This is a genomic window from Chelativorans sp. Marseille-P2723 (genome assembly GCF_902809845.1).
GTDB lineage: Bacteria > Pseudomonadota > Alphaproteobacteria > Rhizobiales > Rhizobiaceae > Chelativorans.
In genome coordinates this window covers 110,710-131,298 of sequence record NZ_CADDWI010000012.1, presented here as the reverse complement: position 1 = coordinate 131,298, position 20,589 = coordinate 110,710, and the positions used below count along the sequence as shown (strand labels likewise).

The 20,589-nt window shown below is 60.2% G+C and carries 19 protein-coding genes and 1 tRNA gene; 15 read left to right on the top strand and 5 right to left on the bottom strand.

Annotated features, from left to right (window positions below):
* Nucleotides 1–442 precede the first annotated feature (442 nt).
* A complete protein-coding gene (locus HUS57_RS10650; protein ID WP_173933510.1) occupies nucleotides 443–1,624 on the bottom strand; it encodes an acetyl-CoA C-acetyltransferase in 1,182 nt (393 codons plus the stop codon).
* Nucleotides 1,625–1,915: 291 nt separating this feature from the next.
* Here HUS57_RS10650 and phaR point away from each other — a divergent pair, with 291 nt between their 5' ends.
* Complete coding sequence (gene phaR, locus HUS57_RS10645; RefSeq protein ID WP_173933508.1) at nucleotides 1,916–2,527, top strand: polyhydroxyalkanoate synthesis repressor PhaR; 612 nt, start codon at nucleotides 1,916–1,918, stop codon at nucleotides 2,525–2,527.
* An 81-nt stretch (nucleotides 2,528–2,608) separates the two neighbouring features.
* Here phaR and HUS57_RS10640 read toward each other — a convergent pair whose 3' ends face one another.
* Nucleotides 2,609–2,899 carry a YggT family protein gene (locus HUS57_RS10640; protein WP_173933507.1) on the bottom strand — a complete coding sequence of 97 codons (291 nt, stop codon included), beginning with the start codon at nucleotides 2,897–2,899 and terminating at the stop codon, nucleotides 2,609–2,611.
* A 200-nt stretch (nucleotides 2,900–3,099) separates the two neighbouring features.
* On the opposite strand from HUS57_RS10640, the gene HUS57_RS10635 reads away from it, so the two are divergent.
* Nucleotides 3,100–3,175: transfer RNA gene (locus HUS57_RS10635), tRNA-Ala, on the top strand.
* A gap of 621 nt (nucleotides 3,176–3,796) precedes the next feature.
* On the opposite strand, the gene HUS57_RS10625 is transcribed toward HUS57_RS10635, so the two are convergent.
* On the bottom strand, nucleotides 3,797–4,075 hold the full coding sequence (locus HUS57_RS10625; protein ID WP_173933503.1) for a hypothetical protein: 279 nt from the start codon (nucleotides 4,073–4,075) through the stop codon (nucleotides 3,797–3,799).
* A 159-nt stretch (nucleotides 4,076–4,234) separates the two neighbouring features.
* A complete protein-coding gene (locus tag HUS57_RS10620; RefSeq protein ID WP_173933501.1) occupies nucleotides 4,235–4,441 on the bottom strand; it encodes a hypothetical protein in 207 nt (68 codons plus the stop codon).
* A gap of 906 nt (nucleotides 4,442–5,347) precedes the next feature.
* On the opposite strand from HUS57_RS10620, the gene HUS57_RS10615 reads away from it, so the two are divergent.
* The 8 genes from HUS57_RS10615 (at nucleotide 5,348) to HUS57_RS10580 (ending at nucleotide 13,243) form a co-directional block, all read left to right on the top strand.
* Complete coding sequence (locus HUS57_RS10615) at nucleotides 5,348–5,902, top strand: L,D-transpeptidase (RefSeq protein ID WP_173933776.1); 555 nt, start codon at nucleotides 5,348–5,350, stop codon at nucleotides 5,900–5,902.
* 131 nt (nucleotides 5,903–6,033) lie between these two features.
* Nucleotides 6,034–6,930, top strand: coding sequence for a DUF72 domain-containing protein (locus HUS57_RS10610; RefSeq protein ID WP_173933499.1), 897 nt, complete (start codon nucleotides 6,034–6,036; stop codon nucleotides 6,928–6,930).
* 230 nt (nucleotides 6,931–7,160) lie between these two features.
* On the top strand, nucleotides 7,161–8,480 hold the full coding sequence (locus HUS57_RS10605) for a hypothetical protein (protein ID WP_348640570.1): 1,320 nt from the start codon (nucleotides 7,161–7,163) through the stop codon (nucleotides 8,478–8,480).
* Nucleotides 8,481–8,584: 104 nt separating this feature from the next.
* Entirely contained in the window at nucleotides 8,585–9,889 is a 1,305-nt protein-coding gene (locus HUS57_RS10600) for an ABC transporter substrate-binding protein (protein WP_173933497.1), read from the top strand.
* Nucleotides 9,890–9,978: 89 nt separating this feature from the next.
* Nucleotides 9,979–10,860, top strand: a complete 882-nt coding sequence (locus HUS57_RS10595; protein ID WP_173933495.1) for a branched-chain amino acid ABC transporter permease — start codon at nucleotides 9,979–9,981, stop codon at nucleotides 10,858–10,860.
* Entirely contained in the window at nucleotides 10,857–11,816 is a 960-nt protein-coding gene (locus tag HUS57_RS10590) for a branched-chain amino acid ABC transporter permease (protein ID WP_173933493.1), read from the top strand. The genes HUS57_RS10595 and HUS57_RS10590 overlap by 4 nt, the downstream gene beginning before the upstream one ends.
* Nucleotides 11,813–12,535: an ABC transporter ATP-binding protein gene (locus HUS57_RS10585; RefSeq protein ID WP_173933772.1), complete on the top strand. Its 723-nt coding sequence runs from the start codon at nucleotides 11,813–11,815 to the stop codon at nucleotides 12,533–12,535. Before HUS57_RS10590 ends, HUS57_RS10585 begins: the two co-directional genes overlap by 4 nt.
* Nucleotides 12,536–13,243: an ABC transporter ATP-binding protein gene (locus HUS57_RS10580; RefSeq protein WP_173933491.1), complete on the top strand. Its 708-nt coding sequence runs from the start codon at nucleotides 12,536–12,538 to the stop codon at nucleotides 13,241–13,243.
* Between the two features lie 25 nt (nucleotides 13,244–13,268).
* Here the strand turns inward: HUS57_RS10580 and pncA are convergent, their stop codons facing one another.
* The gene (gene pncA / locus HUS57_RS10575) at nucleotides 13,269–13,868 is read right to left on the bottom strand and encodes a bifunctional nicotinamidase/pyrazinamidase (protein WP_173933489.1); all 600 of its coding nucleotides are present in this window, start codon (nucleotides 13,866–13,868) and stop codon (nucleotides 13,269–13,271) included.
* Nucleotides 13,869–14,077: 209 nt separating this feature from the next.
* On the opposite strand from pncA, the gene HUS57_RS10570 reads away from it, so the two are divergent.
* Genes HUS57_RS10570 through HUS57_RS10550 form a run of 5 tightly spaced genes read left to right on the top strand, consistent with a single transcriptional unit; the run spans nucleotide 14,078 to nucleotide 20,577 of the window.
* Nucleotides 14,078–14,935 carry a xanthine dehydrogenase family protein subunit M gene (locus HUS57_RS10570; protein WP_173933487.1) on the top strand — a complete coding sequence of 286 codons (858 nt, stop codon included), beginning with the start codon at nucleotides 14,078–14,080 and terminating at the stop codon, nucleotides 14,933–14,935.
* On the top strand, nucleotides 14,932–17,670 hold the full coding sequence (locus tag HUS57_RS10565; RefSeq protein ID WP_173933485.1) for a molybdopterin cofactor-binding domain-containing protein: 2,739 nt from the start codon (nucleotides 14,932–14,934) through the stop codon (nucleotides 17,668–17,670). The genes HUS57_RS10570 and HUS57_RS10565 overlap by 4 nt, the downstream gene beginning before the upstream one ends.
* Complete coding sequence (locus tag HUS57_RS10560; protein WP_173933483.1) at nucleotides 17,667–19,187, top strand: 6-hydroxynicotinate reductase; 1,521 nt, start codon at nucleotides 17,667–17,669, stop codon at nucleotides 19,185–19,187. The genes HUS57_RS10565 and HUS57_RS10560 overlap by 4 nt, the downstream gene beginning before the upstream one ends.
* The gene (locus HUS57_RS10555) at nucleotides 19,184–20,119 is read left to right on the top strand and encodes a UPF0280 family protein (protein WP_173933481.1); all 936 of its coding nucleotides are present in this window, start codon (nucleotides 19,184–19,186) and stop codon (nucleotides 20,117–20,119) included. The genes HUS57_RS10560 and HUS57_RS10555 overlap by 4 nt, the downstream gene beginning before the upstream one ends.
* Nucleotides 20,116–20,577 carry a MarR family transcriptional regulator gene (locus HUS57_RS10550; protein ID WP_173933479.1) on the top strand — a complete coding sequence of 154 codons (462 nt, stop codon included), beginning with the start codon at nucleotides 20,116–20,118 and terminating at the stop codon, nucleotides 20,575–20,577. The genes HUS57_RS10555 and HUS57_RS10550 overlap by 4 nt, the downstream gene beginning before the upstream one ends.
* The last annotated feature ends 12 nt before the right edge of the window (nucleotides 20,578–20,589 follow it).

The window sequence follows — 20,589 nt, the reverse complement described above, 5'->3', positions numbered from 1 at the left end:
CCCGCTGCTTCCTTCCACAGGAAGTCGACAGTTTTTCCACAGCTTGTCCACCATTCCTTCGCTCGGCAAGTCGGGGGCTGCGTTTCGTGCGCCGCAGATATGCAGCTGATTGCTGGACGACTGCGCTGATTTTGTCAGGAAGGTGCGTTTCCGATACAGCATGGAAGATCACGAATACCAATGACATGCCGGTTTGTGGGCCGGCAGGTCCAAGTGGGCTGCTTCACCTGATGGCGGTTGCGCAGACAATTCTGCTGGTGCATCCCGCCTCAGGTCGAAGTATGCCGCTTACAATGGCCGCTGTGTTCGATCGTGCGGCAAGATTGAGTGGTGCCGAAATTGCGACGGCGTGCACTCCTGCGTTATTCTTGTGGAAAGAGATGGGCGAACCCGAGGGGAGAGCCTCGGGTTCAACATCCCTTCGTCCCTAAGCTCGTTTCCATCATCTCTCGATGCACATGGCAACGCCCATGCCGCCACCGATGCAGAGCGTAGCAAGCCCTTTTTTCGCGTCGCGGCGGTTCATCTCGTAAAGGAGCGTTGTGAGCACGCGTGCACCGGACGCGCCGATTGGGTGGCCAATGGCAATGGCGCCACCATTGACGTTCACGATGTCGGGATTCCAGCCCAAATCCTTGTTCACGGCGCAGGCTTGCGCGGCAAATGCTTCATTGGCTTCCACAAGGTCCAGATCTTCTATGCGCCAGCCGGCCTTTTCCAGCGCGCGGCGCGAGGCCGGGATCGGCCCTGTACCCATTACCGCAGGATCAACTCCGGCTGTCGCCCAGGAGACGATGCGGGCTAGCGGGGCAATGTCGCGCCGCTCGGCTTCTTCTTCGCGCATCAGTACGAGGGCGGCTGCCCCGTCATTGATGCCCGAGGCATTGCCCGCAGTCACCGTGCCTTCCTTCTCGAAGGCGGGCCGCAGCTTCTGAATGGCATCCAACGTGGCGCCGTGACGGATATATTCATCGTCTTCGACAATGGTGTCGCCCTTGCGGGTCTTCACCGTCACGGGAATTATCTCGTCCTTGAAACGCCCGGCCTTCTGCGCTGCCTCCGCCTTGTTCTGCGAGGCGAGCGCAAATGCGTCCTGCTCCTCGCGCGTGATCTGGAAGGCGCGCGCCACGTTCTCGGCGGTAATCCCCATATGATAGCCTTGGAAAGCATCCCAAAGTCCATCGCGCAGCATCGTGTCGACCATGGCAAGTTCGCCCATTTTCACGCCGCTGCGCAGATAGGCGCTATGGGGGGCAAGTGTCATGGATTCCTGCCCGCCAGCCACGACGATATCGGCATCCCCGCAGGCGATCTGCTGCATGCCGATAGCAACCGTTCTGAGGCCGGAACCGCACAGTTGATTGAGCACCCAGGCCGTGGTCTCCTGCGGCAACCCGGCTGCCATCGCTGCTTGTCGCGCAGGGTTTTGACCCTGGCCTGCCGTCAGCACCTGACCCAGAATAACCTCGTTCACTTCCTGCGCATCGACGCCTGAGCGTTCAAGAGCCGCCCGTATCGCTACCGCGCCCAGCTCATGCGCCGGAAGCTGAGCAAAAGAGCCATTGAAAGCGCCGACCGGCGTGCGGGCGGCACCCGCTATGACTATGGCATTTGATGAGGACATTCCACACTCCGTCAGTTGCAGACCGGCATCTCCTGCGGCCTTGCCGCTCTTTTCCGGGCCTGAGAATTTTACGCTGCACCGCAGCATACCGTACCGGGAGGATTGTCATGCTGCAATCCGTTCGGCCAGAAAAAGTAGGCAGGCGTGGCCTTTCTTCCGCGCGATGCGGCAGCGCAGCGAAACCACTTCCATTTGCGTTGCATTTTCGCCTATCCTGCTTGAAAGCGGGCGGCGCCAACCACCGGTGCGTAATGGCCCATCCTGCAACTTGTCGCGTAGGGGAGCTCCGTGATGCCTGCGAAGGCCGACCCGGTTGTCATCAAGAAATACGCCAACCGCAGACTCTACAACACCGGAACCAGCACCTATGTGACGCTGGACGACTTGGCTAAAATGGTAAGGCGTAACGAGGATTTCCTCGTGCAGGACGCCAAGACAGGGCAGGATATAACCCATTCCGTCCTCACCCAGATCATCTTTGAGCTGGAAAATGACAAAAGCAGGCAGAACATGTTACCCATCTCCTTCCTGCGCCAGCTCATATCGTTTTATGGCGATCAGATGCAGATGGTCCTGCCTGCCTTTCTAGAGCAGTCCATGCGCACTTTCGCCCGTGAGCAAGAGCGAATGCGCGAGCAGATGTCGGAAGCATTCGGGAAGACGCCCGTTGATCTCATGCAGATGGACGCGCCGATGAGGATGCTCGAGGAGCAAACGCGACGCAACATCGAGATGTTCCAGAATGCGATGAAAATGTTCACGCCCGCTTCGCGCCCGGCACAGAACGGCGAGCACAAGGAGCCGCCGCGCGAGGCAGGTGAGGCGAGCAGCGATGATATCCGTGAGCTGCGCGAGCAGCTTGCTGCCATGCAACGGAAGATCGACGCGCTATCGAAAGACTGACGCCACGGTCCGTTGCACGAGCGTCAGCACGAGGCTTTGCCATAGCATCCCCTTGGATAACGGGGCAGGCACGCTCGCACATTACATAAAGACGGGGGCGATCGTCGTCCAGAGAAGCTGACGCAGAAAGAAGATGATCAGCAGCAGGATAATGGGCGAGATGTCTATGCCGCCCATGTCTGGCAGGAAGCTGCGGATCGGCCGCAACGCTGGTTCCGTGACGCGGAATAGGAAGTCGCCGATCATGCCCACGAACTGGTTGCGGGGATTGACGACGTTGAAGGCATAAAGCCACGAGAAGATGGCAGCCGCTATGATGAACCACCAGTATATATTCAGCGCCAGATCGATGGTGCGGAAAAGCGCTAGCATGCCGGTCTCCCAAAGTTTTGCGACATGTAGCCACTGGCGGGCGCGGCGGCAAGCCCTGCGCGGGGGCGTCCACCGGTGGCGGGCTCTCCCCTTGAAGCAGCGTTCGGAACGCCGGATCGGTTCAAGAGGCATGCTTGCCCAACAGCACGCTTGACAGGGCCGGCAGGCAAGACCTAAATGCGCGCCATTCTGGCGATTACGGGGCTGTAGCTCAGTTGGGAGAGCGCATCGTTCGCAATGATGAGGTCAGGGGTTCGATTCCCCTCAGCTCCACCAAGTATATATTCACTATAAAAATCAATAAGTTAGTGTCAGTTCTGACCTTCTGCCCCGCGTTCTGACCCCTTCAAAGTTTCTATGTTTCGCCTGTCGCTAGTGCGAGTTTTCCAGCTCCTGCACTTTTAGAAGCCATGTCTCACCCCAGGGTCTCTTATCGAAACGCCTCTCGACATCATCTTTTCGGCTGCTGCAAACAAATTGGAGGCGCAAACGTTAAGATGCTCTGGCTCCTACTCTCCCGTTAGCGGATCCGGTCCATACCGATTTACCCCGGAGGTGCCGGGAATGGCGCATAGCACAATCAGGAACGCGAGCGAAGCAGCCCCTCCGAATTGTTCATCAGCAACACCGACCGGGATCCACAGTAGCGCTAGCCAACCACTGAGGTTCATGTCTCTAAGACGCTGAGCAGATAGCGTATAGGCGCATATGAGGTAGGGGATGAAAAAGAGTAGAAAAATCGTGGTACCGGTCTGCTGCGACGGAGCAAAGAACCACAACGCGGCCGAAAGCGCGAGCATTACTCCTGACAAAAGCAGTGACGCTAAAATGAAGCTCTTACGGTTCCTCCTCGTAGAGAGAGAAAACCAACTCTCTGTCGCGGCAACACCCACTCTTTTACCGACGATCAAATACCGCGCTCGCAGATGCAAGTGCGAGAGCTACGGGAACATACCAGAAAAATAGCACAAGAGCTTGCCACAATCCCCAATCCCACGCGTTCACAGCGCCATATACTCCGAGCAGCGACCCTAAGAGAGGGACATAAGTCACGAACAGCGCAATGAAGAAGCTAAAGAAGCTCGCGATGTTCAATCCGTATGCCACGCCGTCCATAATGGCGAATAGCTGGACCAGTCCCACGACGATATAGGCGATGATAAGAAAAACTTGCATCTGCAATGACCCCCCCCACGACCAAGCTCTCTTAGTCTTAGCAAGAACTGGAATCACTGCAACTGATCCATTTGGGAAAGAATGGGGGCAATTTGCCCTCTCTAGGTTGCCCTGAGCGCCTTAGAACGGTATCTCGGGATCGTCTTCATCGTCACATTCTTACGCATCGACAATCTCCATTTCCAGCCATTCATTGAAGTCCTCGGGCGGATAAAGGTAGTCTATGGCGGCACGTAGCCGACGCCCAAAAGCCGCATCAAGAGCCTCAGCAAATAGCTGCTCATCAGCGAAAGCCACATGTCCGGCAGCCTTCCTCATCTTCACCGCGAGAGCATCAATCTTCTCGCGTCGTTCATCGATCGGCAATCCTCATCACCGGTATCTTCCTTTCGATCCTGAAACCAAAACCCCGTTGGTTCCCTTCCGGCCACTTTTATCTTCCGCCACCGTGCCCGCATCGTTGTCACGGTTCGCTCGGCTATGCCCGAGGCCCCCCGCAATCTCGGCTTTCGTGAATGAGCATTGGGCTCACGGACAAGCCGCCAAGCAACATCCGTCCTCTCGCTCTGTGACAGCGGCAACGCATCCTTGGTATTGGCGGCAGCAGCAATCAGCAGGGCGTCCTTACGGGAACACTCAACGATCCTTGCGGGTATCTTTCCCCGCCATCCGGTGGACGCATAAGCCGCAAGCCTGTGCTTGCCGTCGAGAAGTACCAGAACGCTCGGCCCTTCTGCCTTCCACAAGACCACACGGGTTAGATGTCCTCCTCGCCGCAGTGCTCCCATGAGCGTCTTGACGTGTGTCGCATTAAGCCGCCTCTGCGGGTCCTAAAATCAGGATCAACGACAATCTGGTCACGAGCAACCTTCCGGTTCTCCCAAAGTGGCCCCTCCGATTGGACCTCGTCCATCAAAGCGAAGCCTCTGCAAAACGGCTTTCCCGCCAGTATTGGTTGAACCACTGCTGGTGGCATAACCGTCGGCGGCAATTGAACCTCTCCTTATAGAAAGAGGAGAGATTGTGCGCCCTTTCTGCAACATTAGCCAATTATCTCCCGATCACCTTTTCCTGCATCGTCGGAGCCATTCTCTGGTCATTTTTTTGGATCGACAGGTTCACACACACCAAGTTGGTCCAGGAGAACCCGCGTTGCTTCAGTTGTCCCGTCGTGCATTTTTGCTTTCAGCCGCCGCTTTCGCAAGCGGGTGCAGCTTCCGTGGAACCCCGGAACTGGTGCCGCAGAAACCTGCGATTCCGGAGCATTTCCTGATGATGTACGCCCCGATCCACGACGAGCCCTTTCCGATAAAGGCGGCGGATCTCTCGCAGGTGGAGCCGCAATACTGGCGGCAGGAAGTGTCTTATGCAACGCACGAGCCGCCGGGAACGGTCATTATCGATACTGCCGCACGCTTTCTCTACCTCGTTCAGGAGAACGGTCGCGCGTTGCGCTACGGTATTGGCGTCGGGAAGGCAGGACTGGAGTTTGAGGGGGCGGCGGTTGTGCAATACAAGCGCGAATGGCCCCGCTGGACGCCAACGGCAAGCATGATCGCTCGCGAACCTGAGCGCTACGCACATCTTGCGGGGGGCATGGAGCCCGGAATCACGAATCCGCTGGGACCACGGGCACTTTATCTTTTCAGGAATGGCGTCGACACGCTCTACCGTATCCATGGGACGACAGAGGATTGGTCAATCGGCCGGGCAATTTCCAGTGGCTGCATCCGCCTGCTGAACCAGGACATCATCGATCTTTACCGGCGCGTTCCTCCGGGCACACGCGTGGTTGTCCTGCAAGGCAATCACGCGGTAGCGGTCTGACCTTTCTAGGTGGAGTGCCATCGAATTCAGGACCTTCCTTCCACGCCTCGCTCGCGATGCCTAACTCTTCGGAACGAAATTGCGGCGCGCCCCGTTCCGGCAGGCGACCGGCGTAATGATGGCGACGCGTTATGGGCAAGCAAGGGACGATCCGCATCGGCATCTCCGGCTGGACCTACAAGCCGTGGCGGGGCGTCTTTTATCCGAAGGGCCTGCCACACAGTAAGGAGCTTGCCCATGCGGCGCAGCGTTTCCCTTCGATCGAGATCAACGGCACTTTTTACGGGATGCAACGGCCGGAAAGCTTTGCGCGCTGGCGGGAGGAGACGCCGGACGATTTCGTCTTCGCCGTGAAGGGCTCGCGCTACATCACCCATATGAAACGGCTGAAGGATGTAGAAGCTCCGCTTGCCAATTTCATGGCATCCGGTGTGCTTCTGCTGGGGAAGAAGCTGGGGCCAATTCTCTGGCAGTTTCCGCCCCGCATGAAGTTCGATCCGGACCGTTTTGCCGCTTTTCTCGAACTATTGCCGCGTGACATGGACGAAGCGGCCAGGCTGGCCCGCCGGCATGACGGACGGATGAAAGGCCGGGCTTTCGTCGATGCCCGCGGCAAGCAGCCATTGCACCACGCCATTGAAATTCGGCATGCAAGCTTCTGTACGGAGGAATTCATTGCGCTTCTGCGAAGATATGGCGATGCATTGGTTGTGGCGGATGCACCGGAATGGCCGCTGCTGATGGATGTCACCGCCGACTTCGTCTATTGCCGGTTGCATGGCTCGGAGCAGCTTTATGCGAGCGGCTATGACGATGAAGCTCTTGGGCGCTGGGCGGCGCGCATATGTGCCTGGGCGCAGGGCCGTGAGCCGGAGGACGCAAGCCGCGTGCTTGGTCCTGTGAAACCACGTGCGTCGGGGCGCGACGTCTATGTCTATTTCGACAATGATGCGAAAGTGCGAGCACCATTTGACGCTGCTTCGCTGATTTCCCGGCTGACCGCGATGGGGGCAGCGAAGGCGGCATGATCTTGCCAGCCGAAGATGACCGCGGGAGCAAAAACTACTCCGGGCATTCCGGATAAGAGAGCCGATTCCCCTCTAGCCCGGCACATCTCCTTTTCACGACGGCGTTTCTCGGTCACATTGTGCCCATGAGGGCGCTTACATTTTACCGATTCTTGCTGTTGCTTTACTGTGTGGGCCTTTCGGTCTCGTTGTGCGGGCCCGCGTTCGCGCATGCCTCCGATAGGGGGCATGTGCTTCTTTTGCCGACACAATATTATGTGCTTGGAGGGGCGCTCGCTGTCGCTGTGAGTTTTTTGGCACTCGCCTTCCTGCCAGCAAGACCACTTCTGCGGCTTGCCGCCTGGCGCGTGACGTTCCTGCGTATCCCCTTTGACGGTCGCACAGGAATAAGCTTTGCGTCGTTTCTTTTCCTCTCTGCCTTGGTTTATGCCGGCCTGTGGGGCAGCCGCGACCCACTGGCAAACCCGCTGCCACTGGTCGTCTGGACGCTGTTCTGGGTGGGGCTGACGCTTGCTCACGGGCTCTTTGGCAATCTTTGGGGGTGGGTCAACCCATGGTACGGCTTGTGGCGGCTGCTGGTGCGGCTCGGGCTTCCCGAAAAGGGTTCATTCCGGCTGCCCGCCCGGCTGGCCTATCGACCCGCCGTCTTGATGCTCTTCGCTTTCGCCTGGTTTGAACTGGTCTACATCGCTCCGGATGATCCGGCGCGACTTGCGATAGCCGTCTTCATCTATTGGTTCTTCACCTTTGCAGGTATCTGCCTCTTCGGCTTCGAAGTGTGGACCGCGCGCATGGAGTTCCTCTCCGTTTTCTTCCGGCTGCTGTCGCGGCTTTCGATCTTCGAGGCCAAGAGGGAATGCCACGGGTTCCGGCTCTTCCTCTGTGTTCCCGGCGGAAAGCTAACGAGTATCGAGCCTTTGCCGCCCAGCGGTGTCGCCTTTCTCCTGCTTGCGCTGAGTTCCGTATCCTTCGACGGATTCATGCGCACCTTCCTCTGGCTTGGCACTATTGGCATCAATCCGCTGGAGTTTCCGGGCCGCTCCGCGGTGGTGGCGCAAAACACCTTCGGACTTCTCGCCATGTTTCTCGCCCTTGGGACACTTTTCGCATTGGCTACCTGGGCGGGTGAGCGGCTTGCAGGTGGGCGCGGCTGGTTGCGGGCGTCAGGCCTTCTCGTCTGGTCCATCGTTCCAATCGCACTCGCCTATCACTTCTCCCATTACCTCACAGCGCTGCTCGTTGACGGGCAGTACGCGCTTGCCTCCTTCTCCGACCCGTTTTTCAAAGGGTGGGACCTTTTTGGCACCGCAATACCTCATGTGCAGGCGGGTATTGTGCTTGGCGCCGATTCTGCCTGGGTAATCTGGAACGCGCAGGCGCTTGCCATCATCGCCGGCCATGTGCTGGCGGTCATCCTTGCACATGGCATCGCTTCGCGCCTTTATGGTTCCGGTCGGCGCGCCAACTTGAGTCAGCTCCCCATGACAGTTCTCATGATCGGCTATACGATATTCGGGCTTTGGCTCCTGTCGACGCCTACAGCCGGATAGATAGTTGAAATTGTTGCAACTGCGCGGGTTTGGTGGTTTTCTTCTTGCGGCGGCATGTGCCTTAAGATGAGCTGCCGCTCAGCGGCAGCCGAGAGGGGACACTCATGAGCAAGAATCGCAAACCAAACATCATAACGTCAAATGGCTTGACCCGCAGAGCGACGCTCAAGGGCATGGCGGCGTCCGCAGGACTTATGGCTGCGCCTGGCTTTGTGCGGTACGCACAGGCGCAGACCTCCGAGCCGATCAGGATTGGCTTCCAGTGCCACCGCACAGGGATTGGCGCTGCCTATGGCCGCTGGTACGAACGTGTGACCAATGTCGCGGCCCGCGTTATCAATGAGGCAGGCGGCATCAACGGCCGGTCTTTGGAAATCATCATCGAGGATGACGGTACCGACGCCGCACGCGGTTCCGAGGTGTTGGAGAAATTCGCGAACCAGCACAAGGTGGATCTCGTCTACGGCACGCTGTTCTCGCATGTTGTCGTCGGCTCTGCGCCGATGGCAGGCGAGTTGAAGATCCCCTACTACGTGGTGAGCGAGGGCTACCACGTCGCTTCCGGCCAGATGAACCGCTATTGTGTGCAGCCGGGCATCACCGATGTGAAGGCGCAGGTGCGTTCGATGGCGCCCTGGATCGCCGAAAATCTCGGCAAGCGTGTGACGCTGATCTATCCGGATTATGCGTTCGGCCATGACCACCGGGACTTCTTCGGGCCGGCTATCGAGGCTCAGGGCGGAGAGGTCATTGCTCAGGTACCCATCCCCCCCACCGAGACTTCCTTCACCCGCTATTTCCCGCAAATCCCCAGCGATACCGACGTGATCTACCACGTCATGGTGGGTCCGGCGGTGCTGACCTTCGTGAAGGAAATGGGTGAGTTTTTCGGCACCGGCGGTCCGCAGCTCTTCGGTTTCATCGATTCGCTGGAAGCTGTCGATCTGAACAGCCCCGGCTTGGAGTTCCTTGAAGGCAGCCATTTCTGGGAAGGGATGGCACGCTATGTCCAGCCTGAGATGCCGGACTACGAAATTGCCTATCGCGAGGCCGTCGGCTTGGACGAGAGCGGTGCCAGTGTGAATGACCCGAAGGACGTTTCCACCGCCGCGCACATGTTCGGTTGCTGGGAGACGCTTTATGTCATCAAGCGCTCCATGGAAGCCTGCGGTTATAGAGGTCCACAGGATCGCACCAGCCTGATAGAGGCAACCGAGGCAATGACGGAGATGGACGCTGGCCCCGAGCATCCACAGGGACGGAAGGTCTTCAACGGCAAGATTCATCAGGTTTTCGGCGAGCAGTCCATCAGCCAGGTGAGAGATGGAAAACTTGAGGTGGTACACCGCACCTCCATCGAGGACGGGCTCTACGAGCCGGAAGCCGACTACACCACGATGTCGTTCTGATCGTAACAGTCTCTTCGGCTCACCAACCTTCTCCTAATTCCGGGAGAAGGTTGAATCTCGTCCGCCCGCAGCCCTTCAGAGCAAATTCTATGGCGTTCGGTCCCTATTTCCTGCTCGCGACCCTTGAAGGACTTGTGACGGCAGCGGTGCTGGCGCTGACGGCACTAGGGCTTTCGCTTGTCTTCGGCGTCATGCGTGTGGTGAATGTTGCGCATGGCGAATTCTACATGCTTGGCGCGGTGCTTGCCTGGTGGCTGGCAAGCCTCGTTTCCGGCCACCCTGCAATTGGATTCCTGCTTGCGTTGATCGTCAGCCCGCTGCTGGTGGCGGCGGTTGCCTTTCTTGCCGAGCGTCTCGTGCTCAGCAGGCTGAAATACGAACCCGAAGCCACCATCGTGGCCACTATCGGGCTGCTCTACATCATCCAGCAACTGGCCCTTACCTTCTACGGCCCGGAGGCGCGGCCGGTACGAGCGCCTTTCGACATGCGCATCGCGCTGCCGTGGTTCGGATATTCGGCTTACAAGCTCTCCGTCATTGGCATGGCCGTTCTCCTGATGCTTGCGACATGGATCCTTTTGACGCGCACAAAGATCGGGCTGCTCATGCGGGCCACCCAGTCCGACCGCGAGACGGCCCTGGCCTTCGGCATTCCCGTAGGCCGCGTCTATGCAGGCGTTTTCGCACTGGGCGCAGGCCTGGCTGCCGTGGCGGCTGTGCTGATCGTTCCAACCCAGCAGGCGCATTATCTGATGGGCCTCGATCCGCTGCTGCTGTCCTTCATCGTCGTCATCATTGGCGGGTTGGGCTCGTTGCGCGGCACTTTAGTGGCTGCCTTGCTGATCGGCCTTTCGGACGGCATCATCTCGATGTTCTTCTCGCCCACCCTTGCAAAGATGCTTGCGACCCTCCTCGTTGCGCTCGTCCTTGTGTTCCGTCCGCAAGGCCTTTTCGGGACGGCGATGCGATGACACGTGCGGGTGCGAGGAACCTCCTGTTGCACGGGGCCGTGCTGGTCCTCCTTTTTGCCCTGAATTTCGTTCTGCCCGAATATCACCGCGGCATCCTTTCACGCGTCATGGTTCTGGCTGTCTTCGCCATGGGCTACAATCTTGCCTTCGGCTATACGGGCCTGCTCAGCCTCGGCCACGCGATGTTCTTCGCCGCCGGGCTCTATGGGGCGGGGCTTACGATCTACCACCTGGGCTGGAGCGTCTGGCCGGCATTTGGCGCGGGACTTCTGGCGGGAGGTGTCGTCGCTGCGGCGATCGGGTTTCTGGCACTGAGGACCACAGGCGTGGCCTTCATGATTGTCACGCTGATGTTTGCCCAGGTATTTTATCTCGGGACGCTTTACTTCACGACCTACACGCGTGGGGAGGAGGGACTCATTCTCCCGCAGGCAAGCCGAAAGCTGGAGCTGCCCGGCGCGGAGCTGATCCTGACCGATCCTGCCGTGCGCTACATGACGGCGCTTACCTTGTTCGCGGCGGTACTGGTCGGCATCTTCCTGCTTGTCCGCTCTTCCTTCGGGCGGGCGCTTGTAGCCATCCGGGAGAACGAGGAACGGATGCGCATGCTGGGCTATGACGTGTTCGCCAACAAGCTTCTGGCGATGATCGTGTCGGGCGTAATCTGCGCGGCTGCGGGAGCGGCCTATGCGGTGCTTTTCGGCTATGTCGGCTCCGGCTTCGCCGCAATCCAATATTCCATACTGCCGCTGCTGTGGGTGCTGCTTGGAGGGGCGGCGACGACGCTCGGCCCGCTGATTGGCACACTCTTCATGTTCTACGTGATCGACATCGCTTCCGGCCTTACGCGCGCCCACCTGCTGGTGGTAGGAATCGCCCTCATCCTGGTGGTTCTCTACTTCCCGAAAGGAATTGCCGGCACTATCCGGGAGAGGTGGCTTAGATGGCTGCAATGATGCCGCTGCTTTCCACGAAGGGCCTGAGTTGCGCCTTTGGCGGTCTCAGGGCCGTCGACGGGGTGGACTTTGCGCTTCCTTGCGGAGAGATCCGGGCGATCATCGGCCCGAACGGCGCCGGCAAGACCACCTTCGTAAATCTCGTTTGCGGACGAATCCCGGCATCATCGGGTAAGGTCTTCTTCGAAGGGCGGGACATCTCACGCCTGCCGGCGCATCAGCGCGTGCGTGCGGGCATTGCATATACCTTTCAGATTACCAGCATTTTTCCCGGCCTCACTGTCCTTGACAATGTGGCGCCGGCCGCGCAGCGCCCTTCTGCACGGCAGGTAGCGGCGTCCGGAAGCTCTCGCGAACGGGCGCTTCATGCTCTTGAAGAAGTAGGGCTTGGGCAGTACGCGCATCAGCAAGCTGGCCATCTTTCCTATGGACACCAGCGGCTTCTGGAGGTGGCGATGGGTCTGGCGCTCCGGCCGCGCCTCCTCATTCTCGATGAGCCGACGCAGGGTCTTTCCGATGGAGAGATCGAGAATTTTATAGCGCTCGTGCGTGAAATCGGACGGAAGGCCACGGTACTGCTCATCGAGCATAATATGGATGTGGTGATGGCGCTTTCCGACCGCATCACGGTCATGGAGCGTGGCCGCGTGCTCGCCGAGGGAAACCCCGAGGAGATCCGCGCTGATCAGGCCGTTCAGCGGGCCTATCTGGGGGCGTAGATGGAAGCCGCATTGACACTCGACAGCATTGACTGCTCCTATGGCGAAGTGCAGGTGCTGCATGGTCTGTCGCTGGAACTGCGGCGCGGCGAGGTGCACTGCCTGCTTGGCCGCAACGGGGCGGGAAAGACGACGGCGTTAAAGGCGATCATGGGGCTGGTGCCGGTTCGGGCCGGCAGGATCATGAAGAGGGAACTCCGAATATCCCGGCTTGAGGCATACGAGGTGCCAAAGACGGGAATCGGCTACGTGCCCCAGGGCCGGCGCCTCTTCACCGATCTGACGGTGGCTGAAAATCTAGAAATCGGCCTGATGACGAGAGGGAAGGGGCGCGATACCCTGGAAAGGGTGCTCGGTCTTTTCCCGGTGCTGCGCGAGAGGCTCAGGCAGCGTTCAGGCACGCTTTCAGGCGGTGAGCAGCAGATGCTTGCCATGGCCCGGGCACTCTGCCTGGAGCCGGACGTCCTTCTTCTCGACGAGCCGACGGAAGGACTGATGCCTTCCATGATCGCGCGCATTCGGGAAGTGGTGGCCGCTTTGCGGGAACGCGGGGTCTCGACCCTGCTAGTGGAGCAGCGGGTGGAGGCGGTCCTGCCCGTGGCGGACCGCGTGTCCTTCATTGAGAATGGCCGGAACCGTCAAACCGTAGAGGTCGAACATCTGCGTTCGGACCCCCAGATGGTGCACCGCTATGTGGGGGTCGGATAGGATTCCCTACGAAGGCTCCCTGTGATTACACGAGCTCCACTCCGGCCGCCCGCATCTTTTCCGTCATCGCCGCTACCGAGCCGGAGATGTCGATGCCGCGGCTCGCTTCGAGTATTACCGTCGCATCGAACCCCTGACGTCTCGCATCCAGCGCGGAATAAGCGACGCAGAAATCCGTGGCGAGGCCAGCCAGCGTCACCTTCTCGACGCCCCTTTCGCGCAGATACCCGGATAACCCCGTTGGTGTTGAGTGATCGTTCTCGAAAAACGCCGAGTAGCTGTCAATCGTCTTTCTGAAACCCTTCCGCAACACCAGTTCCGCCTTGGTCCATTCCAATCCCGCGTGAAATTCGGCACCGGGTGTTCCTTGCACGCAATGGTCCGGCCAAAGCGTCTGTTCCCCATAGGGCATGGTGACGGTCTCGAAAGCCGCCTTCCCGGGGTGAGAGGAGGCAAAGCTGGAGTGACCGGCGGGGTGCCAGTCCTGCGTAAGGATGACGTGGTCGAAGCGCCTTATCAGTTCGTTGATCAGTGGCACCACCTCGTCGCCTCGATCCACAGCCAACGCTCCGCCAGGACAGAAATCGTTCTGGATATCGATGACGATGAGCGCTTCCTTTGCCATCCTTCTCTCCATTTCCGGGCGCACCGAAAGATACGCTAATTTCATGGCTTGCAGCATCGGCGATGCTGTTGTGCCCCGACCTTCGCGCGAATGGTTTCCTTTGACAAGCGCGATGGCGCGTATATCATTTGCACACCAATGAATTATCCGGCCGCCACCAAAAGCAAGAACGAGCCGGGACCGAGGGGGATCGAGAGCGAGGAAACGGCATGGCTTTGCGCTACGCCAAACCCGCCGGGCTGGAGGAAGCGTTGCGGCTCCTAAAGGAGGACCGCTGGAAAATTCTTGCTGGCGGGACGGACTTCTATCCGTCTCTTGGAGACTGGCCCCTGCGCGAAAATGTGCTCGATATAAACGGCCTTGCGGAATTGCGCGGGATTGCCGAGACGCAAACACATCTGGTTATCGGTGCGCGCACGACATGGACGGATGTCATTTATCATCCGCTCCCCGCCGCATTTGACGGGCTGAAGCTTGCCGCCCGCGAGGTGGGCTCTATCCAAATCCAGAACCGCGGTACGGTGGCGGGTAATCTTGGCAACGCCTCTCCGGCAGCCGACGGAGTTCCGCCGCTGCTCACCCTCGATGCGCAGATCGAGCTACGAATGCTGGGAAATATGCGCCGCCTCCCGGTCTCCTCCTTCCTTCTTGGCAACCGTGAGACGGCGTTGGCGCCTGGCGAGATGATCACCGGCATCCGCATTCCCAAAGCCGCTGTCCAAGGGGGCTCAGGCTTCGTCAAGCTCGGCGCGCGGCGCTATCTCGTTATCTCCATCGCCATGGCGGCCGCACGCGTGGTGCTTGCGCATGGCAAGATTGAGGATGTGGCACTTTCCGTAGGAGCTTGCTCGGCGGTGGCCCAGCGCTTGCGGCAGCTCGAAGAGGGCCTTCGCGGAATGGAAGCTGACAGGGCAGCATCCATCATCTCCGACTACGACTTTCCCGAGCTTGCACCCATCGACGATGTGCGAGGCACCGCCGGCTATCGTCGGAGTGCGGCGCGCGAGATCGTCATCCGCGCTTTTCTGCAAGCCCTGGAGAGGGAGAGGGGAGGCCTCGCCGCATGAACCATTTCCATCCGCTCTCCTTTGAGATCAATGGCCGTCCCGTCACCATTGATGCGCCGCCGGTCGAGCGACTTTCCACGCTCCTGCGCGACCGCCTGGGGCTCACCGGCACAAAAGTGGGCTGTGACGCAGGCGATTGCGGCGCATGTTCGGTGATCATAGACGGGGAGGTGGTTTGCGCCTGCCTCGTGCCGGCAGCCAGTGTGCAAGGTGCGCGGGTGCAAACGGTCGAGGGACTTGCGAATGGTACTCTTTCTGCGCTTCAGCGATCATTCTTGCGTCATGGGGCTGCGCAGTGCGGAATTTGTACGCCAGGCCTTCTTATGACAGCGACCACGCTTCTGGATCGGAATCGGTCGCCGAGCGAAGCGGATGTCCAGGATGCGCTGGGCGGCGTTCTCTGCCGTTGTACGGGTTACCGGAAGATCGTGCGCGCGGTGATGGACGCTTTTGCGGAAGGACAGGAAGAGGAGGAAATCGCGCCCGGCCGTGCTGTCGGCGCTTCTCCCATCCGGCTTGACGGCGAGCGCAAAGTATCGGGGGCTGAGGTGTTCGGCGCCGACGAGCGGCCGGCGGATGCGCTTTCGGTGCTGGTGGTGCGTTCGCCCTACTGGCACGCCACCTTCGAGATAGGAGACACCGATGAGTTCCTGCGGGCGCATCCAGGTATCATCGCGATCTTTACCGCCAAGGACATTCCCGGCCGCAACCGCTTCGGTGTCATCGCACCCTTTGCCGACCAGCCTGCTCTGGCCGAGAACCGGGCGCGCTTCCGGGGGGAGGCGGTGGCGCTGATCGCCGGCGAGCGCCAGGCGATGATGCAGGTGGATCCCGCCGACTTCCCGATCACTTGGCGCGAACTGCCTCATGCATTGGGGATAGATGAGGCCAGAGCGTCCGCCCCGCTGCATGAGGACCGGCCCGGAAACCTTCTGACCCAAGGGTTCGTCGCCAGTGGCAAACCTGATGCTGCGCTCGCTGCCGCTCACGCAACCGTCAGCGGCGAAGTGGAAACCTCCTTCGTCGAACACGCCTATATTGAGCCGGAGGCAGGCTATGCCTTCATGGAAGGCGATACGCTCGTAATCAAGGCTTGCACTCAAGCACCCTATATGGACCGCGACGATACCGCCGCTGTGCTTGGCCTTCCGCCGGAGAAGGTGCGCGTCGTGGCGCTCGCAACGGGCGGCGGCTTCGGCTCTAAACTCGACGTTTCCTTGCAGCCGCTGGTAGGGCTGGTGGCGTTGAAGACCGGCAGACCCGCGGCCATCGTCTATTCACGCGCCGAATCCATGCGCTCCACCACCAAACGGCATCCTGCCCGCATGAAGGCCACAATCGGAGCGGACCGGAATGGTCGCATCACGGGGATGATTTTTGAAGGCGATTTCAATACCGGCGCCTATGCAAGCTGGGGGCCGACCGTGGCAAATCGTGTGCCGGTGCACGCTTCAGGCCCTTACGTGACGCCAAACTACCGGGCGACCGCCCGGGCGATACACACGAATGGGCCGATTGCCGGTGCGTTCCGTGGCTTCGGCGTGCCGCAGGCAACGATCATGCAGGAAACGCTCTATGACCGCCTGGCGGACAAGCTTAGCATCGACCGGCTGGAGTTCCGGATAAGGAATGCACTTGCGGATGGGGACAGGACGACCTGCGGCCAGCTTCTTTCAGGTGGCGTCGGTATTCGCCAGTGTCTCAAATCTCTGAGGCCCCGCTGGCATAAGGCCTTGGCGGCGGCGGTCGAATTTAACGCGCAGGCGCAGAAGCTTCGTTGGGGCGTGGGGGTGGCTTCCTGCTGGTATGGCTGCGGCAATACTTCCCTCCCGAATCCGTCCACCATGAAGCTTGGTATCACGCGGGACGCGCGGGTGGTGCTGCACCAAGGGGCGGTCGACATCGGGCAGGGTGCGAATACGGTGATTACGCAGATCGCTGCCGATGCGCTCGGTTTGCCTCTCTCCGCCTTCACGCTGCTTAGCCCGGACACGTCGATAACTCCCGACGCCGGCAAAACGTCCGCTTCGCGTCAGACCTATGTTTCGGGCAAGGCGGCGGCCCTTGCAGCAAGCCAACTGCGCGAGAAGATCTTGCGTCACGCCAATGTCTCCGACGCAGCGCAGCTTGCACTCGACGAGGAGTGTCTTGTGGTCAGCGAAGGTGGGGTGCGCCGTGCGATCATGCTTTCCCAGCTGCCTTCGGAGGAGGACGGCTATGTCTTTGCTGCTGAGGCCAGTTACGACCCGCCGACCAGCCCTCTGGACGAAAACGGACAGGGCGTTCCCTACGCTGTCTACGGATACGGCGCACAGCTTGTGGAACTGGAGGTGGACGTTACGCTTGGCACCGTAAGGTTGATCAGGATCACCGCCGCACATGACGTCGGCCGCGCGATCAACCCTCTGCTTGCCGAGGGGCAGATCGAAGGGGGTATCGCACAGGGCATCGGGCTTGCGCTGATGGAGGAATATGTGCCAGGGCGCACGGAGAATCTGCACGACTATCTTATCCCGACCATTGGCGACGTTCCGGAGATCGAGACCATCCTCGTGGAGGTGCCGGACCCGGAAGGGCCATTCGGGGCCAAGGGGCTGGGAGAGCATGTGCTGATCCCCACAGCGCCAGCAATTCTCAACGCGATCCGGCATGCCACCGGTGCTGAAATCCGAAGGGTTCCGGCAACGCCCGCGCGCGTGCTGGAGGCAATCCACGCGGCAGGGAGGCGGCAATGAATGAACTTGCCGAGCGGTTTGAGTCTGGGCAGCCGACGCCGCAGAAGGGCGAAAAGCTGCGTTGCGATGCCTGCCCCGTCATGTGCTACATCGCTGAGGGCCGCACGGGGGCCTGCGACCGCTACGGCAATTTTGGCGGCAGGATCGTCCGCTGCGATCCCGTAACCATTCTGGAACACAGGGCAGAAGAAGGCGGAACGATAGTCCCCTTCGATGCAGGGGAGCAGTGGGACGGATCGCTCGTAAACAAAAGCCGGCCCTTCGTGAGTGGCATTGGCGCGGGCACCACCTACCCTGACTACAAGCCTGCGCCCTTCATCGTGAGCCAGGAGGTGGAAGGGGTGGACCTTGTCACCGTCGTGACGGAAGGCATCTTTTCCTATTGCGGTGTGAAGGTGAAGATCGATACGGATCGGCACCTTGGCCCAGAAACCGCGCCAGTGCGCGCAGAGGGCGAGCCGGTCGGCCATGTGACCACGGCTGAGTACGGATCGCAGATGCTTTCGCTGGGCGGCGTCCGGCATCTGACGGGCGGCTCCAAAGCGGAAGGCCGCATCACGTGCCGCACCTTGATGGACCTTTGCAACAGCAAACCGGTTGAGCTTGCCATCGACGGCGGTGCCACGGTTGTTGTCCAGGCGGGGGTCCCTCCGGTGATCGACGGAAAGCGCGAGGAGCGGATGCGCGTGGGCTGCGGTTCGGCGACCATCGGCATGTTCGCCACGCAGTGGCGCGGCCTGGTGGACGAGGTCGTGGTGGTGGACGACCATATTACCGGTGTCGTTTCAGAGCATCAGGCCGGCAAGGTGATTGGCTGGAGCGAGACAGGTATCAAGATTCTGGGCCACCGCTCGACGCCTGGGCGCTATTTCAAGGTTTCCGAGCCGGGCCTTGGCTGGGGCGGGACCACGATCTCCGACCCTCTGGAAATCCTTGGGCCGTTCAATCCCAAGAAGGGGGCGCGGCCGGGATTGTCGCTCCTTATGGTCTCTACGACGGGCGAGCAATTTGGCTATTACGAGCTGGATGAGGAATTGCGGCCAGTCGAAAAGCCGTTTCCGGAGCGACTCAGGAAATCGGTAAGGCTGATCGAGGAGAATTGCGAGCCGGCTCGCTGCTCCGTTCTCTTCATGGCCGGTGCAGGCGGCTCCCTTCGCGCAGGAGTGACAGAGAATCCGGTAAACCTGACGCGCTCGGTGCAGGGATTGCAAACCTACGTCACCTGCGGAGGCGCGCCTGTTTATGTGTGGCCGGGCGGAGGCATAACATTGATGGTAGACGTCTCGCGCATGCCTGATAATTCTTTCGGCTATGTACCAACTCCCGCTCTGGTGGCGCCTATCGAGTTTACCATGCGCCGCGACGATTATATCCGCATGGGTGGGCATGCCTCTCAGATCCGCACCCTTCAGGATCTGCTCGAACATGGTGGCGAATATTTCAACGAACGCGAGCAGCGGGATGCGCCGGCGAGAAATCCCTGGCCGCTACAGTGGTTTGACAGGCCACGGCGATGAGCGGCGCAACGGCAGTCTGGCTCCCCGAAGGGCGCCGGCTGCACATGAATCACGGTCCCATCGATCTTGTTCTTGAGGCTTTCGGCCCGCCGGAAGAGCGGCTTGAAGCCTATGCCCAGGCAGAAATGCGTTTTCGCAACCTCCTTCAGGAGCTAGTCAGCGAGCTTCCGCTGCTGCGGCAGGCGGTGGGCGAAAGGCCGCGCAAGCTGCGCTTTTCAGCAGCGCGGCGCATGGAGATTGCGGCTGCAAGGCACTTTCCAATCTTTGTCACGCCGATGGCCGCTGTGGCGGGGGCTGTCGCGGACGAGGTGCTTGCTGCCATGTGCGCGGGGCGCAAGCTTGATCGTGCCTATGTGAATGACGGCGGAGACATCGCTTTTTTCCTCGCACCTGGGGAAAGCATGAAGGCCGCAATCGCGGGAACCGGCCACGGCTTTGCTGACCGAATCACGATTAACGCGGCAGATCCCGTGCGTGGAATAGCCACCAGCGGCTGGCGCGGGCGCAGCCACTCATTGGGTATCGCAGATGCCGTCACCGTTCTTGCGCAGGATGGAGCAGCGGCCGATGTGGCCGCCACCCTGATCGCCAATGCTGTCGACCTGCCGGCGCACCCGGCCATCAAACGTGTGCCGGCCAGCCAGATCGACCCTGAAAGCGACCTGGGTGACCGCCTCGTAACGCAGGATGTCGGCCGGCTCACAGCGGAAGAGGTAGCGGCCGCGCTGGAGCGGGGAGTAGCGGTCGCTCACGACATGGCACGGCGGCAATTGATCCACTCCGCTGCATTGTTCCTTCAGGCAGAAAGCCGCGTGTGTGGTGCGCTTGCGATCGGCGAAGGCGGTTTGTACAAGGGCCCCGAGGTAAGGGAAGACCTCGTGGGTTACTCGTCGCAGGGACAAGTCATGAAAGATGAGGACATCCTGCCATGAGCATGCCCGGCAAGCTGACCGTGGTCGAAGGGGCGCGGACATCCGCCGAATACCTGTTGAATTCGCAGGTAGGCTTCATCCTGCGCAAAGCCAACCAGCGGCATTTGGCGATATTTGCAGCGCATATCGATGGCTTGACGCCCCCGCAATTCGCTGCGCTTGCCAAGCTTTACGAGGTGGGAAGCACCTCGCAGAACCAGCTTGGGCAGCTTGTGGCGATGGACGCGGCGACCATCAAGGGCGTCATAGGAAGGCTGAAGGAGCGCAAGCTCGTTTCGCTCACTCCGCACCCGCAGGACAGGCGGCGGCTCCTTGTCGAACTCACCACTTCAGGGCGTGAGACGGTCGAGAAAATCCTGCCGCTCGCCCAGCGGGTAACGGAGCAGACGCTAGCGCCTCTTACCCCTCGCGAGGCTGAAACCTTCCTCCGCCTGCTGTCCAGGCTGGCGGAGGGGTAAGGCGCTGCTGCG

Excerpts from the sequence above, each read along its gene's own strand:
- HUS57_RS10600 (WP_173933497.1), top strand. The coding sequence starts at position 8,585 with ATGAGCAAGAATCGCAAACCAAACATCATAACGTCAAATGGCTTGACC.
- HUS57_RS10565 (WP_173933485.1), top strand. The coding sequence starts at position 14,932 with ATGAACCATTTCCATCCGCTCTCCTTTGAGATCAATGGCCGTCCCGTC.
- HUS57_RS10555 (WP_173933481.1), top strand. The coding sequence starts at position 19,184 with ATGAGCGGCGCAACGGCAGTCTGGCTCCCCGAAGGGCGCCGGCTGCAC.
- HUS57_RS10615 (WP_173933776.1), top strand. The coding sequence starts at position 5,348 with ATGATGTACGCCCCGATCCACGACGAGCCCTTTCCGATAAAGGCGGCG.
- HUS57_RS10610 (WP_173933499.1), top strand. The coding sequence starts at position 6,034 with ATGGGCAAGCAAGGGACGATCCGCATCGGCATCTCCGGCTGGACCTAC.
- HUS57_RS10550 (WP_173933479.1), top strand. The coding sequence starts at position 20,116 with ATGAGCATGCCCGGCAAGCTGACCGTGGTCGAAGGGGCGCGGACATCC.
- pncA (WP_173933489.1), bottom strand. The coding sequence starts at position 13,868 with ATGGCAAAGGAAGCGCTCATCGTCATCGATATCCAGAACGATTTCTGT.
- HUS57_RS10585 (WP_173933772.1), top strand. The coding sequence starts at position 11,813 with ATGATGCCGCTGCTTTCCACGAAGGGCCTGAGTTGCGCCTTTGGCGGT.
- HUS57_RS10580 (WP_173933491.1), top strand. The coding sequence starts at position 12,536 with ATGGAAGCCGCATTGACACTCGACAGCATTGACTGCTCCTATGGCGAA.
- HUS57_RS10590 (WP_173933493.1), top strand. The coding sequence starts at position 10,857 with ATGACACGTGCGGGTGCGAGGAACCTCCTGTTGCACGGGGCCGTGCTG.
- HUS57_RS10560 (WP_173933483.1), top strand. The coding sequence starts at position 17,667 with ATGAATGAACTTGCCGAGCGGTTTGAGTCTGGGCAGCCGACGCCGCAG.
- HUS57_RS10570 (WP_173933487.1), top strand. The coding sequence starts at position 14,078 with ATGGCTTTGCGCTACGCCAAACCCGCCGGGCTGGAGGAAGCGTTGCGG.
- HUS57_RS10625 (WP_173933503.1), bottom strand. The coding sequence starts at position 4,075 with ATGCAAGTTTTTCTTATCATCGCCTATATCGTCGTGGGACTGGTCCAG.
- phaR (WP_173933508.1), top strand. The coding sequence starts at position 1,916 with ATGCCTGCGAAGGCCGACCCGGTTGTCATCAAGAAATACGCCAACCGC.
- HUS57_RS10595 (WP_173933495.1), top strand. The coding sequence starts at position 9,979 with ATGGCGTTCGGTCCCTATTTCCTGCTCGCGACCCTTGAAGGACTTGTG.
- HUS57_RS10650 (WP_173933510.1), bottom strand. The coding sequence starts at position 1,624 with ATGTCCTCATCAAATGCCATAGTCATAGCGGGTGCCGCCCGCACGCCG.
- HUS57_RS10640 (WP_173933507.1), bottom strand. The coding sequence starts at position 2,899 with ATGCTAGCGCTTTTCCGCACCATCGATCTGGCGCTGAATATATACTGG.